15 protein-coding genes are annotated in these 15,428 nt (G+C 60.5%); 2 read left to right on the forward strand and 13 right to left on the reverse strand.

The features are described from left to right. Window positions 1-7: 7 nt before the first annotated feature. The 13 genes from kdpA to ACIGEK_RS11860 all read right to left on the reverse strand — a co-directional run bounded on the left by kdpA (window position 8) and on the right by ACIGEK_RS11860 (window position 12,541). A complete protein-coding gene (kdpA, locus tag ACIGEK_RS11800; RefSeq protein ID WP_397493496.1) occupies window positions 8-1,708 on the reverse strand; it encodes a potassium-transporting ATPase subunit KdpA in 1,701 nt (566 codons plus the stop codon). An 8-nt stretch (window positions 1,709-1,716) separates the two neighbouring features. Beyond that, window positions 1,717-1,806 (reverse strand): K(+)-transporting ATPase subunit F, encoded by a 90-nt coding sequence (kdpF, locus tag ACIGEK_RS11805; RefSeq protein ID WP_090253391.1) that lies wholly within the window; start codon window positions 1,804-1,806, stop codon window positions 1,717-1,719. A gap of 209 nt (window positions 1,807-2,015) precedes the next feature. Beyond that, window positions 2,016-3,560: a YdgA family protein gene (locus ACIGEK_RS11810; protein WP_397493497.1), complete on the reverse strand. Its 1,545-nt coding sequence runs from the start codon at window positions 3,558-3,560 to the stop codon at window positions 2,016-2,018. Between the two features lie 269 nt (window positions 3,561-3,829). Beyond that, a complete protein-coding gene (locus tag ACIGEK_RS11815) occupies window positions 3,830-4,909 on the reverse strand; it encodes an AI-2E family transporter (RefSeq protein WP_397493498.1) in 1,080 nt (359 codons plus the stop codon). Window positions 4,910-4,999: 90 nt separating this feature from the next. After that, window positions 5,000-5,812, reverse strand: a complete 813-nt coding sequence (locus ACIGEK_RS11820) for a DUF4892 domain-containing protein (protein ID WP_397493499.1) — start codon at window positions 5,810-5,812, stop codon at window positions 5,000-5,002. Continuing rightward, complete coding sequence (locus ACIGEK_RS11825; protein ID WP_397493500.1) at window positions 5,809-6,471, reverse strand: glutathione S-transferase family protein; 663 nt, start codon at window positions 6,469-6,471, stop codon at window positions 5,809-5,811. The genes ACIGEK_RS11820 and ACIGEK_RS11825 overlap by 4 nt, the downstream gene beginning before the upstream one ends. A 51-nt stretch (window positions 6,472-6,522) precedes the next feature. Beyond that, entirely contained in the window at window positions 6,523-7,386 is an 864-nt protein-coding gene (locus ACIGEK_RS11830; protein ID WP_397493501.1) for an alpha/beta fold hydrolase, read from the reverse strand. Further along, window positions 7,383-8,192 (reverse strand): alpha/beta fold hydrolase, encoded by an 810-nt coding sequence (locus tag ACIGEK_RS11835; RefSeq protein ID WP_397493502.1) that lies wholly within the window; start codon window positions 8,190-8,192, stop codon window positions 7,383-7,385. Before ACIGEK_RS11835 ends, ACIGEK_RS11830 begins: the two co-directional genes overlap by 4 nt. Before the next feature lie 145 nt (window positions 8,193-8,337). Further along, window positions 8,338-8,784, reverse strand: coding sequence for a hotdog fold thioesterase (locus ACIGEK_RS11840; RefSeq protein WP_397493503.1), 447 nt, complete (start codon window positions 8,782-8,784; stop codon window positions 8,338-8,340). Between the two features lie 67 nt (window positions 8,785-8,851). Then, window positions 8,852-10,519: an AMP-binding protein gene (locus tag ACIGEK_RS11845; RefSeq protein WP_397493504.1), complete on the reverse strand. Its 1,668-nt coding sequence runs from the start codon at window positions 10,517-10,519 to the stop codon at window positions 8,852-8,854. 114 nt (window positions 10,520-10,633) lie between these two features. Next, complete coding sequence (sixA, locus tag ACIGEK_RS11850) at window positions 10,634-11,098, reverse strand: phosphohistidine phosphatase SixA (protein ID WP_397493505.1); 465 nt, start codon at window positions 11,096-11,098, stop codon at window positions 10,634-10,636. 40 nt (window positions 11,099-11,138) lie between these two features. Next, entirely contained in the window at window positions 11,139-11,486 is a 348-nt protein-coding gene (locus tag ACIGEK_RS11855) for a DUF4389 domain-containing protein (RefSeq protein ID WP_397493506.1), read from the reverse strand. Window positions 11,487-11,518: 32 nt separating this feature from the next. Then, a complete protein-coding gene (locus tag ACIGEK_RS11860) occupies window positions 11,519-12,541 on the reverse strand; it encodes an NAD(P)H-dependent glycerol-3-phosphate dehydrogenase (protein WP_397493508.1) in 1,023 nt (340 codons plus the stop codon). A 271-nt stretch (window positions 12,542-12,812) separates the two neighbouring features. Between ACIGEK_RS11860 and ACIGEK_RS11865 the strand changes: the two genes are divergently transcribed. Together ACIGEK_RS11865 and fabA are read left to right on the forward strand one after the other, a co-directional pair. Further along, window positions 12,813-14,735, forward strand: a complete 1,923-nt coding sequence (locus ACIGEK_RS11865; RefSeq protein ID WP_397493509.1) for an ATP-binding protein — start codon at window positions 12,813-12,815, stop codon at window positions 14,733-14,735. Window positions 14,736-14,911: 176 nt separating this feature from the next. Next, a complete protein-coding gene (fabA, locus tag ACIGEK_RS11870; RefSeq protein WP_304867185.1) occupies window positions 14,912-15,427 on the forward strand; it encodes a 3-hydroxyacyl-[acyl-carrier-protein] dehydratase FabA in 516 nt (171 codons plus the stop codon). The last annotated feature ends 1 nt before the right edge of the window (window position 15,428 follow it).

A 15,428-nucleotide genomic window follows, 5' to 3' on the forward strand; every position in this document is an offset into this window, starting at 1 on the left:
TTCTCCCTTAGAAGCCCTGGAATAGAGTCAGGTGTTCGGCAATCGGGCCCAGGGCCAGTGCCGGCAGGAAGGTCAGACCGCCGATCAGGACAACGGTCAAGGTCAGCAGGGTTACAAACAGCGGGCCGTGGGTCGGGAAGCTGTTGCTGCCCACCGGCGAGCGTTTCTTCGCCGCCAGGCTGCCGGCAATCGCCAGAATCGGCAGGATGTAACCGAAGCGCCCGAGCAGCATGGCCAGACCGATCATCAGGTTGTGGTACGGGGTGCCCGCGCCAAAGCCGGCAAAAGCTGAACCGTTGTTGCCGGTGCCCGAGGTGTAGGCATAGAGAACCTGGCTAAGGCCATGCGCACCTGGGTTGGTGATGGATTCAGCAGGTCCTGGCAGAGTGGCCGCAAGAGCACCCAGAACCAGCACACCAATCGGCATCACCAGCAAGGTGGCCACCAGCAGGCGTACTTCGCGCGCCTCAAGCTTCTTGCCGAGGTATTCCGGGGTGCGGCCGATCATCAGGCCGGCGAGAAATACTGCGATCAGCACAAACAGCAGCATGCCGTAGAGCCCTGCGCCCACACCACCGAAAATCACCTCACCAAGCATCATGTTGAACATCGGGATCATCCCGCCTAGCGCGCTGAAGCTGTCGTGCATGGCGTTGACCGAGCCGTTGGAGGCGGCCGTGGTGGTCACCGCCCACAGCGCCGAGGCCGTGGTGCCGAAGCGGCTTTCCTTGCCTTCCAGCGAACCGCTCTGCTCAATCGGCAATGCGGCCAACGCAGGGTTCGGCTGATGCTCGGCATACAGAGTGCCGCCTAGACCGACACTGAACAGAATCAGCATGCAGGCCAACAGCGCGCGGCTCTGGCGCAGGTCTTTGACGTAATGGCCAAAGGTGAACAGCAGCGCAGCGGGAATCAGGATGATCGAGGCCACCTCGAACAGGTTGCTCCAGGCTGTAGGGTTCTCGAACGGATGCGCCGAGTTGACGCCGAAGAAACCGCCGCCATTGGTGCCCAACTGCTTGATGGCAATCTGGCTGGCTGCAGGCCCAAGTGGCACAACCTGATCAGTGCCGCCGATGGTGTGCGCAGTGACGTATTCGAGGAAGGTTTGTGGCACGCCCTGCCACACCAGAAACAGCGCCAGAACCAGGCAGAACGGCAGCAGGCCGTAGAGTGTGGCGCGGGTCAGATCGACCCAGAAGTTGCCGACGCTGTTGCTCGAACGCCGGGCGATGCCGCGGCAGAACACCACCAGCACGGCCAGACCGACTGCCGGGCTGACGAAGTTCTGCACGCCCAGGCCGACCATCTGGCTGAAGTAGCTCATCTGCGCTTCGCCGCTATACGCCTGCCAGTTGGTATTGGTGACGAAACTCACGGCGGTGTTGAACGCCAGCGTCCACTCCAACCCCGGCAATTGCTGCGGGTTGAGCGGCAAACGGCCTTGCAGCATCAGGATGGCGAACAGCGTCAGCAGGCTGATCAGGGTGAAGGCCAGCAACGCCAGGCTGTAGCTTTTCCAGTCCTGCTCGCGGTTGCTATCGACCCCGGCGATCCGGTAGCACAGCCGCTCGACCGGCTGCAGCACAGGGCTGAGCCAGGTCTTTTCGCCTTCCATCACGCGGTACAGGTAACGCCCGATAAAGGGTGCCGGCAGCAGAACCAGGACGAAGAACGCCAGGATCAAGGTGAAATCGTAACTGTGCATATGCGCCCCTACGCCTGATCAGCGCGCAGTAGCGCAACCAACAAATAGATGAAAAGTCCCAAGGCCAGGCCTAGGGACACCCCGTCGAGAATGCTCATGTGTTTGCTCCTTGTTACGGTGGCTACCGCTTGGGGCAAATTGTCGGCAAGCAGGGCGTAAAGGAACGAGTGCGGGCGGTGCCTCCAGGCATAAAAAAAGCGTAAAGATCGCGTTCTGCGGTTAAACAAAAACGGCCAGACGCCCCGTTTACAGGTCGTCTGGCCGTATTTACCGCGCAGGCTACGCCTAGGGCGTAGCGCTGAAGGCCTTACTGAATGGTACTTTCAACCTCGCTTTCGTCCAGCAGCGCTTCATCGGCCGGGGCTTCATGGCCCATGCCAGCCAGACCGCCGCCGCTGCTCATGGCCAGCGCAACGAACTGGTCCACGGTCATCTGCTTGCCGTTGAAGGTCACCTGGTCGTTGGCGTAATGCAGGCTGGAGCTGATGTCCTCGCCCTGCAGCACGGCCAGTTCGCTGGCCACCGCCATACCGCTGGCCATTTCACCCACCATCGCAGCCTGCTGAGCAATCGCTTCCTTGTCCGTTTCCCCGGCCAGGGTGGCCTGCACGCCAATCACATCAGTAATCATCGCCTTGGACACCAGCAATTTGGCATCCAGCTGAGCGATCAGCTGCTTGGCCAGCTCAGGCGCCGGCAAGTCAAAGGACACCGGCTTATCAAGGTCCAGACCAAAGCTGAAGCTGCTCTCGCCATTGGCGGTCTTGAACGCCAGTTTTTCCAAGGCCAGGCCCGGTTTGCCGGCCAGCAGTTTTTCCAGATCAGTCTTGAACAGCGCAGTCTGCTCGTCGGTCAGTTCCGGCATACCGCTTTCACTGTCGACCTTGCCGCTCTGCAGCAGCGTGCCGTACAGCTCGACCATCGACTGCAGAGCCGCCGCGTCGAGGTTCTTCACGGTCCAGAGCATCTGCGAGGAGCCGATATCGTTGCCCTGGTAGCTGATCATGCCGATGTCATAGGTGTAACGCGCCGACAGCTGCTGGTTGGCTTCGCTGGTTTCATCGCGTTGGACGAAATCCTTGAACAGGATGGGCGCGCTCTCGCCAATCTGCAGCTCAATCTGCTGCAGGCGCACCTCGTTCTGCCCCAGGTAGAAATCACTGACGCCCTTACGGGTGTTGCTGGTGAGGTCCATGCCCTTGAACTCAAGGCGCATGCTTTCATCGGTGGCCAGGGTTGAGGTGACCTTGAAGCTGTCCATCACGCCGCTGGCGCTGATCTTCTCGACATTCGCGCTGCTGTCGAAGTCGATCTCCAGGCCGCTGAAATCGATCTGGGTCTGCTCATCCAGTGCCATCTGCAACGGTTGCACACGCAGGTTGCCGCTCATCGAGCGGTCGTAGCCGAGGCTGACCTGGCCCTGCAGCGGCGCGCCGCCTTGGCTGCCGGCAAACCACTTTTCCAGCTCCGGGCTGCGCTCCAGCGCATAATTGCTGGTGGCCATCACCGGCAGCAGTTTGAGGGTTTGCAGTCGCGAAAGCGGGAAAGGCCCATGCTCGATGCGGTCGGTGACAAACCACTCGAAGTTGCTCGGCGATTCGCCATCCAGGCTCCCGGCAAACTGAATGCGGTAGCGCGCGTTACTGCTGAACAGCTGACGCTCCAGGGAAACCAGCTCGATGGTGGCACTTAGGCCCAGTGCCGGCAGGGTCTTGCCCATATCTTCGTTGGCTTGCTGAATCGAGGTTTCCAGCACCGCTGGAAGCTGCTGACCGGTATACCAGGCGCCTGCGGTGCTCAATGCGCCGAGAACGACAACTGCGCCAAGGGCGCTGCCTGCAATTTTATTCATGAAGGGTATCCTGCGTGTCCGTTATAGGTGTGGGGCTTCCCTGCTACCGCCTGTGCCACTGCTGAACAGTGTTGCGGCTTGAGGCGCGGCGTTGGGCTTGCGCGCAACGCCTGACTGCGCAAGCCGTGCAGCGCAGCGCAGCGCAGCGCAGCGCAGCGCAGCGCAGCGCAGCAAGGCTACCACCACGATTACAGGCGACCAAGGCGCCGCCCGGTAAATTTACCGAGAATGCCAACCCGCACGAACAGCGTCGCGGTGGCGCCGCACACTCAGCTGAGCGGTTTATCGGCCGGCTCGACGCTGCTTGCAGCGGTGTTTACAACCGGGCTACCGACCCAATCACTGAGCAGACTGTAGGCCACGGCCAGCAAGGTCGGGCCGAGGAAAAGGCCCATAAAACCGAACGCCAGGATGCCGCCGAACACCCCCAGCAGCACCACGATCAGCGGCAGGTTGCCGCCACGGCTGATCAGGTAAGGCTTGAGGATGTTGTCAACGCCGCTGATCACAAAGAAGCCCCAAACAAGCAGGAATATCGCCATTCCGATTTCCCCCTGCCAGAACAGCCAGGCCACGGCTGGCCCCCAGATCAACGGAGGAACCATGATCAGGCTGAAGCCGAAGGTCAGAATCCCCAGTAACAGCGCGCCCGGTACGCCAGCGATGACGAAACCGATCCAGGCCAGGATCGCCTGCGCTGCGGCAGTACCGATCACCCCGTTGACAACTCGCTGCACGGTACCGGCGACCAACGCCAGATAATGCTCGGCACGGTCACCAATCAACCGCTGCAACAGGCTTTCGGCAAACGCTGCCAGGCGCGGCCCATCGCGGTAGAAAAAGAACACCAGAATCAGGCTAAGAGCCAGCTCCAGCATGCCGCCACCAATCTGCGCGCTGCGCGCCAGCAACCAGTTACCGACCTGCCCCAGGTACGGCCGCACGGTGGCGAAAAACGCCGCGCCTTGCTGGTCGATGGTCATCCAGAAACCCACCAAACGGTCGCCAATCAACGGTATACCCGCCAACCAGGTGGGTGCCGGCGGCAGCCCTTCGACCTGAAAATCCTTGAGCAGCACGGTAACACCCTTGATGTGATCCGCCAGGTTGAAGCCGAGCATCACCAACGGCACGGCCACCACCACAGTCCAGGTCAGGGTTAGTAAACCTGCAGCCAAAGCCTGACGCCCGCCGAGCAGGCGAGTCAGCACACGCATCACAGGCCAGCTGGCAAATGACAACACGGCGGCCCAGAACAACGCCGACCAGAACGGTGCCAACACCCACAGGCTGGCGCCCAACAGGACCAGCAGCAGTATCTGCACCAGCAAACGATCGTTATTGGCCATTCAAGCAGCTCCCTGCATAACGCAAAAAGGCTCTGCCACAAGGGACAGAGCCGGATCAATTAATAACGACAGAGTACCGACAGTGGCGTTTTAGCGCAGCACGTTGAGTTGTATACCGCTTACATCCGCCTCACCAAGCTCCAGACGGCTGGCGCGCACCCGCTGCTCAACCAGCGCATTACGCCAGGCCTCGGCTTGTGCACCACTGATAGTGACACGCAAGGTGCTGTCGAGCCTGAGGCTGCGCGCCAGCAGCTCGGTCCAGGCCGCGCTGGGTTCGACCTGCTTGGCCAGGCGCAGTTCACCGGTGCTTTTCAGCTGGCGCTGCAGGGTGGCTGGGGTGGGCAATACCTCACCCAACGGTGCATTGGCGTTCAGCAACTCGGCATGCAGGTAGGCGCGTTTGTTGCCACGGGTAATGCTGTAGATCGCCAGTAGGCTGTCCTGGCGTGGCTCAGCCAAACGTAGCAGCGCATAGGTCTGCTCGTCATCGGAACCGGTCAGGGTGGCATTGGCAAATACCGCATTGGCCCACAGGCTGCTTGAGCCGCACTCGCGACCCACACACCAGTAAAGCAACTCAGCATCTTGGGCTTGCAGGTCGCCCCGGGCCTTGGCGAACACCTCATTGGCCGAGTGAGTACGCGGAAGCTCATAAGTTACTGCGGTCAACTGGCCTTGGGCGGCCACTTCGCGCTCGTAGCGCAGGGTGCCGCTGATGCGCCGAATCGCCCCTTGCGGGTAGATACGTTCCTGCTCGGCAACATCCTTGAAGCTGACAATCTTGCTCCCGTCGAAACGCGGCAATACTTCAAGGTCCTGGCTGCCGGCCACGTCTGCGCAGACGACAGAGCTAGCCAGCAGCAGGCTCAGACCGAGGTGGTAACGATTAAGAAGGCTCATTTAATCAACATCGACTGGGCAGCTTTGACGATTTTTTCGCCGTCTGCTTCGCGCTGCGGTACCAGCAAACCGCGCTGCACTGCAGGGCGAGCAGCCAGCTCATTCATCCAGCGCTGCAGATGCTCCAGACCGTCGACAGATACGCCGGCCCAATCATGAATGCGCACCCACGGATAGGTGGCGATATCGGCGATGCTGTAGTCATCAGCCAAGTACTGCGACTCGCTCAGGCGCGTGTCGAGCACTTCATAAAGACGCCGAGTTTCGTGCTGGTAACGGTCAATCGGGCCCTGCAGCTTCTCCGGGAAATAGCGGAAGAACACATTGGCCTGGCCCTGCATCGGGCCGACTCCGCCCATCTGGAACATCAACCACTGGATCACCCGCGAACGCCCCTTGGCGTCGCTGGGCAACAGTTGGCCGGTTTTCTCGGCGAGATACAGCAGGATGGCACCGGACTCGAATACCGCGAAATCATCATTATCGCGGTCGACAATCGCCGGAATGCGGCCATTGGGATTGATTTTGAGGAAGGCCGCAGCCTTTTGCTCCTGCTTGTCGAAACTCAAAGCCTGCACGTTGTACGGCAGTTGCAACTCTTCCAGTGCGATGGACACTTTATGGCCGTTAGGGGTGGCGGCGGTATACAGGTCGATCATGCGAATCTCCGTGGGTATCGCTGACACCTTTCCCCAGTTGCCTTTACCAAGTCAAGGTGCACCCAGGAAAGCTTTGAAACAGTCTGCTACCAAGCCCGCGCCTACGTCGTCATCCAGATGCAGATGATGCCCGCCAGGCAACTGCGCCACCTCGATGGCCAGACCTTCAACCAGTTGAGTGATGCTCGGTTGTGCGAGCAACATACCCTGTTGCGCCATCACCAGCTTGGTTGGGCATTGCAGGTTGCGCACAAATGCCAGGGCATGGGCGTGGGTCAGGCGCAGTGGCGATGGCAGGGTCAGGCGGCTGTCGGTGCGCCAAGTGTAACCACCGGGCACCGGCATCAGGCCGCGCTGGGCGAGCAATTCTGCTGCTTCACGACTGACCGCCCCTACCCCGCGCATCCGTGCTTCAACGGCGCGGGCAAACGCTGCATACACCGGTTTGCTCTTGCCGGCCAGGGCCAGCTGCGCCTTGAGCGCCTCGCCGAGTTTCTGCGGCGCGGTGTCCGGCTCACCGGTATAGGGGATCAACCCGTCGATCAGTGCAAGACGCTCGATACGCTCAGGCATGGCCGCTGCCAGCAGCACCGAGACAATCGCCCCCATGGAGTGCCCGAGCAGGGAAAAGCGCTGCCAGCCGAACTGTTCGGCGACTTGCAGCACATCGTGGGCATAGTCCCAGATGGCGTAACTGCCGCCTGGCGGGCGGTGATCTGAATGGCCATGACCGGCGAGGTCCAGGGCCACAATGCGCAGCCCCGGCAACAGCGGCGCTAGGCGGGCAAAGCTTGCGGCATTGTCCAACCAGCCATGCAAGGCAATCACCGGCAGGCCGTCCTCTGGGCCATACAAATGGGCAGCTAACTCAATATGCGGCAGGCGCAGGCGTACTTCTTCGAAATCCAGGCTCATGCGCTTTGCTCGCTTGCAGGTTGCCCGGTCCAGCGCTGGAACAGCTTTTTCAACAGCTCTGCGGTGTCCTGCGGGCGTTCCAGGGGAAACATATGACCGCCAGGAAGCGTCAGGTACTCGCCCTTCGGCACGCGTCGGACCAAGTGCGCGTGATGCGGCATAACCACCCGGCTATGCCGGCCGCGAACCATGGCCAGCGGCACCTTCAGCTGTTGCGGACGTCCCGGACTGGTGTGCGGCACGCTGCGGTAGATGCTGATTTCCGTGGCTGGATCAAAACGCAGGCGCAGGCTATTACCCGAGGCTTGCAGGCCGTGCTGCACATAGGCGTCCAGGCACTCGGGGTCAAAGCGGCGAAACAGGCCTTTAGCTGCGAAATAGCCACGCGCTTCGGCCAGATCGACAAACTCCTCACGCCGGCCCAGGGTGCGCCCTGCCGGGGTAATGCGGTCGATAAAACCGAAGCGTTTGGCCGCGCGAATCACCATCTTATCTGCCAGGGTCAGCACTGGCGAGTCGAGCATCACCACCCCTAGGTACAGCTCGGGGCGCAGCAAGGCGGCGTGGTAGTGCAGCACACCACCTAGCGAGTGCCCAACACCCCATACCCGCTGCGCGTTGGTTTCGAGGTGGTGGATCAGCTCATCGACCAGGTTGCTCCAGTTGTCATTCACCGGGAAACGCGGGTCATGGCCATGTTGCGGCAAATGCTGCACCGAGTACTCAGGCGCCAGCGCGGCAAACAACTTGCCGTAGGTGGCCGAGGGAAAGCCGTTGGCATGGGCGAAGAACACAGACTGGGTCATGGCTGCGGGCTTATCAGGGAAGTTACGGATGATTGTCCGGCAGCCCTGTCGATGCGGCAATGACAAAACGGCCAGTGAATGACGGCACTATAGCCAAAGCTGATGGGAGGCCCGCCAGTGAGTGATCACTGGCGAGCTTCAGCGATTAACGTAGCGCGGGGCTGTTCTCACCCAACGGCACAATGGCCATGGTCAGCCGAGAAATACAGCTGGCTTTGCCATCCTCACCGCTCAGACGGATATCCCAGACATGGGTGGTGCGCCCCAGGTGCACGGCGCGGGCGACCGCCGTGACTCGGCCGCTGCGCAAGCCACGCAGGTGGTTGGCGTTTACTTCCAGGCCGACGCAGTAGAACTTGCTGCTGTCGATGCACAGATGGCTGGCGGTGGAACCGAGGGTTTCCGCGAGTACCACCGAGGCGCCGCCATGCAGTAGGCCGTAAGGCTGATGCGTGCGTGCGTCGACCACCATGCTGGCGGTAATCGACTCGTCATCGAACGACTCAAAGCGGATATCCAGTTGCTCGCCGATGGTGTTTTTCAGAATCGCATTGAGCTGCTCGAGATTTGGGGTTTGCTGCCAGAGCGCCATAGTCAGTCCTTTAGGGTCTATTCAGCCAGAATGTGGCCGGCATATAGCACGCCGGCCACATGCCTGATCAATCGTGCCAGAGCACCGCTTCGCTGCGAGAGGTCCACTCATCGAAGCGTTCGCCATAGGTGCCTTCAACCACCGCGCGTTTGATCTTCAGGGTCGGCGTCAGGAAGCCGTTATCGACCGCCCAAACTTCCTTGACCAGCACCAGGCGCTGCAGACGCTCGTGCTTGTCGAGGCGTTGATTGACCTCTTCCAGCAGCTTTTTCAAGCTGTTTTCCAGCTCGCTACGCTCGCCGTTGAGGGCCTCGCTGCGGCCTACATCAGAAAGTACGCACAGGGCCATGGGCTGGGCCATGCCGTCACCGACCACACACACCTGCTCGATGCGCGAATGTTCGCCCAGGCGATTTTCAATCGGTGCCGGAGCAACGTATTTGCCCTTGCTGGTTTTGAAGATTTCCTTGATCCGCCCGGTCAGGCGCAGGTTGCCTTCGCCATCCTCTTCACCCTTGTCGCCAGTGCGCAGGAAGCCATCGGGGGTGATGGTTTCGGCAGTCTTTTCCGGGTCTTTGTAGTAGCCCTGCATGGTCGCGCCACTGCGCACCTGCACTTCGCCATCCTCGGCAATGCGTACTTCCACGCCGGGGCTATTCTGGCCGATCCAACCCTGTTTGAACTTACCCGGCCGGCATACATGGGAATAACCGCAATTCTCGGTCATGCCGTAGACCTCCAGCACATCCAGGCCCAGGCGTTTGTACCAGTTGAGCAGCGCCTCAGGCACCGGGGCGGCGCCAGAAAGCGCATAACGCACGGCATCCAGACCCAGGCCGACCAGTACTTTTTTACCGACGATACGGCCGATGATTGGCAGCTTGAGCAGGAAATCCAGTTTCTCGGCCGGCATCTTGCTGTAGACCCCCATCTGGAACTTGGTCCAGATGCGCGGCACGCCGAACATCACCGTTGGCCGCGCGCGCTTAAGGTCGTCAAGGAAGGTGTCCAGGCTTTCGGCGAAGAAGATCGTCTGTCCGGCATAGATCGACGCCAGCTCGACAAACATGCGCTCGGCGACGTGGCACAGCGGCAGGTAGGACAGCACCCGATCATCCTCACCGACGCCAAACAACTCGGTGGCACGGCTGGCGGCAAAACCGAAATTGCTGAAGTGATGCATCACCCCTTTCGGCGTGCCGGTGGTACCGGAAGTGTAGATGATGGTAGCCAGCTGGTCGGCGGCCACCTTGGGGTTGTCCTGAATCGGCGTACAGGCCTGCAGGTCATCCCAGGTAAAGTTGAACTCGCCCTGCGGGCGCAGCGGCAGGCCGATAGTCGGCACATCCTGCGGCACACCGGGGGCCATGGCCGGCCAATCGTCCAGCTTGCCGACGAATACCAGTGCCGCTTCGGAGTGGCGCAGCACCTGGCCGACAGACTCGGCAGTGAGATTGGGATAGAGCGGCACCGAGACGTGCCCAGCCATCCAGATCGCCAGATCGGTGACGACCCAGTGCGCGCAGTTCTTGGAAATGATCGCAATACGGCTGCCTTGCGGCAGTTCGCGGCTACGCAGCCAGTTGGCCGCACGGCGCGCCTGCTCGCCGACATCGGCCCAACTCAGTTCCTGCAGCTGACCGCCCGGCAGCGGCTGCACCATGTAGCGTTTATTCGGGTGCAGAGCCTCACGCTCATAAAACACCTCAAGCGGCAAACGGATTGCATCAGCCACAGGGCTTCCTCCTTTGTTGTTTTTGTGGAGCCAACCAAGCAATTGCTTGGTTTGACTATTCCACGCACAAAGACGGCCCGCAAGAGGAGAAATGTTTCGGTGTGTAGTGAAGCGTCAGGAACGGGCTGGGTGCCTATGAATGGACAATTCCATCAACCCGGCAGCCAGCTCATCGCCTTCCAGCAACGCCAGGCTGGCCGTGTTCATTGGCAGCGGCTGCTGACGATGGCCATGGATCAACAAGCCCGCCAAAGCACCCACCAATGGCTGATGGGTGACCAGCAACAGCTCGTCAAAAGCATAGCCATCCAGCTCCCTTAGCGTTTGGCGCAGATCACTCTCAGGCGTCAGCCAGGGCACGGTCTGTCGGATACCGGCAAATGCCAGCACCTCGCAGACCAGATCCGCCGTCTGCTGAGCGCGCACATAGGGGCTGACCAACACCGCACGCAACGGCCGCCCCAGCAGTTGCGCAGCGGACTCGCGCGCCTGCTGCCGGCCATAGTCAGTTAGGTTACGCTCAGCATCAGTACGCGCAGCTGGCTCGGCTTCGCCGTGGCGCAGTAACCACAGCTTCATCGCCCAGCCCTCGCCAGGCGACTGTTCACGGACAAACACGTCACAACTTGGGTTCTTCGTCACGCACTGGGTGGGCAGCCGGCGGGATGCTGTGCGGGGTTTCACCCTGGGGCGCCTGCGGCGTCGGCCAGTCGGCGAACGGCCAAGGTTTCTCGTCGCTATTAAAGGTGCCGAAGCGGCCAATCTGCGCTAGGTACTGGCTCAAACTGTCACCAAAACCCAGCAGGCCGGCATTTGGCGCGCCGTAAAACAAACGGTAACCCAGCTGGAGCAACACCACGGCGCCCAGCAGTATTTCCGCCAACTGCCAGACGATGGTGAAGATCACCATCCACAAAATGCGCAGCAGAATTGATTCGCGCTGCAGCTCTTGGTTGCCATCACTCATGCTCATCTCCTTGCAGGGGTTAAAGGTAAAAATCAGAAACCGGTGGTGGGGATAAAGTCGACATCCGTCTTGGGTTCGGCATTCATCAGAGCGCCTATCACCTGATCCAAGGTGCGCCCCTCGAATACGATCGCATGCAAGCCCGCCACCAACGGCATATAGACATCGAGTTCTTCGGCCTTGGCCTTCAGCACCTTGATGGTGTTTACCCCTTCCGCCACTTCGCCCAATCGCGCCACCGCATCCTCTAGGCTCAGGCCCTCACCGAGGGCAAAGCCAACCTGGTAGTTACGGCTTTTCGCCGAGGAGCAGGTGACAATCAGATCGCCTACGCCCGCCAAACCGAGGAAGGTCATGGGATTAGCACCCAACTTGACCGCAAAACGAGTCATTTCCGCCAGTGCACGGGTAATCAGCATGCTCTTGGTGTTTTCGCCCATGCCCATGGCCGCGGCCATACCGGCGATTATCGCGTAGACGTTCTTCAGCGCCCCGCCCAACTCGACACCAAAACGGTCGCCACTGGCGTACACACGGAAGGTGCGCCCGTGCAGCGCGGCCTGTACCTGCTGGCAAAGGTCGTCGTCCTCGCTGGCGACGACTGAAGCAGTCAGCGCATGCTCGGCCACCTCACGCGCCAGATTCGGCCCGGACAGCACGCCAATGCGCGCCTGCGGGGCGATGTCTTCGAGAATCTGGCTCATCAGCAGAAAGCTCTGCGCTTCGATACCCTTTGTGGTGCTCACCAGCAGTTTGCCGCTCAGCTGCTCAGCAACCGGCTGCAAGGCCTGGCGCAACGCGCTGGAGGGCAAGGCGACAAAGACTAGCTGGCAAGCGCTCAGGGTCGCAGACAAGTCGGTGACCGGGACAACGCCGGCGTGAATCTTGATGCCTTTGAGGTAACGCGGATTTTCACGGGTCAGCCGAATCGCCTGGGCCTGTTGAGGGTCGCGCATCCAGTGCAGGACGTGCTGGCCATTTTCGGCCAACAAATTTGCAATCGCAGTGCCGAAGCTACCGCCGCCAAGCACTGCAATGGGTTGCTGATCAGTCATAACGCATCCGTGGTAAGCCATTGAAAGTGGCGAATCGCTCGCATTATACGGCGCTGTCCGTATGCGGCCAGCTTTTAGCAGGTCCTCGGGCACTGGCAAAGCCAGGCAGCTCAGTTAACATGCAGCCTTTCAAACGCAAACAAGGTTGTGGCGTGATCTACAGCACCCAAGCCCAGTCTCACTCCAGAACCGCAAGCAACCGGTCAGTTGTAGAGTGCACGTCTATCCCGCACCGCACGCCACGCATTGTGCACTGCAACGGAGTGGCCCGATGATCCTGCGCCGTGGCTGGAATATCCATACCCGCACGCAGTTGATCAGCGTCGGCCCCGCACTGCTGATGACCCTGCTGCTCACCGGTTTTTTTACCTTTGCGCGCCTGCAGGACCTGCGTCAGGAACTCAATCACTACGGTCAGTTGATCGCCAGCCAGTTGGCGCCGGCCAGCACCTATGGAGTAATTTCCGGCAACCTCGACGTTCTCGACGCCCTGTTGCAAGCCACACTAAAGACCCCGCATGTGCGCTTTCTAGAAGTGCGCGACCACACCGGTAAAATTCTCGTTTATGTCGAACAGACGCCTGGCAGCGGCCACGCCAGCAGTCAGGTCGAGGTGTTCCAGGCGCCGATCCATCTGCAAAGTGCGGCGCTGAACAACCCCAGTCACCAGGCGCTGACCGATGATTACCTGGGTTATGTAGTAGTGGGCATGTCTAACGATGCCTTCAACACCCGCCAACAGGAAATCCTCTTCAAGGCCACCCTACTCGCCCTGTTCGCTCTGGTCCTGACCTTTATTCTCGCTCGCCGCCTAGCCAGCCACCTGTCGCAACCGCTTAGCGCAATGGGTGAAGCCGTTAGCGCGATTCAGGCCGGCAACTACCAGACCACCCTGCCTGAAATCGGTGAAGGCGAATTGCAGGCTCTGGCGCGGCACATCAACAACCTCGCCCACGGCCTGGCCAGCGCCAGCGAAGAACAGCAGCGAGCCATGAGCCTGCTGATTCAGGCTCGTGAGCAGTCGGAGCTGGCCAACCGCGCCAAATCCGATTTCTTGGCCATGATGAGTCATGAGCTGCGCACACCGATGAATGGCGTACTGGGTATGCTGCAGCTGCTGGAAACCACCGAGATGACCCAGGAACAGGCGGAATATGCGGCGCTTGCCACCGAATCCACCGAGCACCTGCTGAAGGTCATCAACGATATTCTCGACTTCTCGCGTATTGAGCGCGGCGCCCTCGAACTGGAACGCATTCCCTTCAGCTTGCTGGACCTGCTGCAAAGTTCGATTCAGGTGTTCCAACACAGCGCCCAGCAGCGCGGCCTGCAGTTAGTTCTGGAAACCCAGGGCGGCTTGGAACAGTTGCAGGTACAAGGCGATCCGACGCGAATTCGGCAGATCCTGGTCAACCTGATCGGCAACGCATTGAAATTCACCGAAACCGGCAGCATCCGCGTGCACAGCACCTGGCAGGCACTGGACAACCAGGTGTTGTGGTTCAGCTGCGCGGTGCATGACAGTGGTATTGGTATCTCTCCCGAGCGGCTGGAACATATGTTCGATGCCTTCCAGCAGGCCGACACTTCTATTTCAAGACGTTACGGCGGCACCGGGCTGGGTTTGCCCATCGCGCGCACCCTCGCAGAACGCATGGGCGGCACCCTGCGCGCGGTCAGCCAGGAAGGCCAGGGCTCGGTGTTTACCCTCGAAGTGCCGCTGCCATTTTCCCAGCAGGTCGCACCCACTGTCCGCGACACGCCACTGCCGGCTGACCAGGGCAACGGCCAGCCGGTGCTGTTGGTCGAAGACAACCCAGTCAACCAGACCGTGATCGAAGCCATGCTGCGCAGCCTGGGCTATCGGGTCAGCCTGGTCGGCGATGGCGCCCAAGCCGTGCATCAGGTTAGCCAACAGCACTATGCCGCGATTCTGATGGATTGCCGCCTACCGATCATGGATGGCTACGAGGCCACGCGACAGATCCGCCACCTACCCGGTTGCGCCGAATTGCCGATCATCGCCCTGACCGCCAATGCCCTGCAGGGCGACCGTGAGGCCTGCCTGCAATCGGGCATGAATGACTACCTGGCAAAACCCTTCAAACGGGCAGATTTGCAGCGAATACTGCAGCGCTGGCTGCCACCTCGACCTTCGACGGGTAGTCAAGAGGACTCAACTGCTGCAGGCTAACGCGCATGGGCGCTATGACAGGCCAACAAGAGCGGAGTACAACTGTACTCACAAGGCTGTGACTTTCACCACAACGCAACAGTCTATGACTAGGCTGTTGGCAGGCGCGGCAAACTGCGCCGCCAGCCAGGACGATTCGCCCAGCCTTGGCGCATGGGACATATTGAGGAGCTCGCATGACCAAACAAAACGCCTTCACCCGGGAAGAACTGCTCGCTTGCGGCCGCGGCGAACTATTCGGCCCAGGTAATGCGCAACTGCCCGCGCCGAACATGCTGATGATCGATCGCATCACTCACATCAGCGATACCGGCGGCAAGTACGGTAAGGGCGAAATAGTCGCCGAGCTCGATATCACTCCAGACCTGTGGTTCTTCGCCTGCCATTTCGAAGGCGATCCGGTAATGCCAGGCTGCCTGGGCCTTGATGCCATGTGGCAGTTGGTAGGTTTCCACCTCGGCTGGCAGGGCAATCCCGGTCGCGGCCGCGCCCTTGGCTCGGGCGAAGTGAAATTCTTCGGCCAGGTGCTGCCTACCGCCAAGAAAGTCACCTACAACATCCATATCAAACGCACCATCGCCCGCTCCCTGGTCCTGGCGATTGCCGACGGCACCGTCAGCGTTGATGGTCGCGAAATCTACAGCGCCGAAGGCCTGCGGGTTGGCCTGTTCACCTCTACCGACAATTTCTAAA

The organism is Pseudomonas sp. NPDC079086 (assembly GCF_044542155.1).
Lineage (GTDB): Bacteria > Pseudomonadota > Gammaproteobacteria > Pseudomonadales > Pseudomonadaceae > Aquipseudomonas.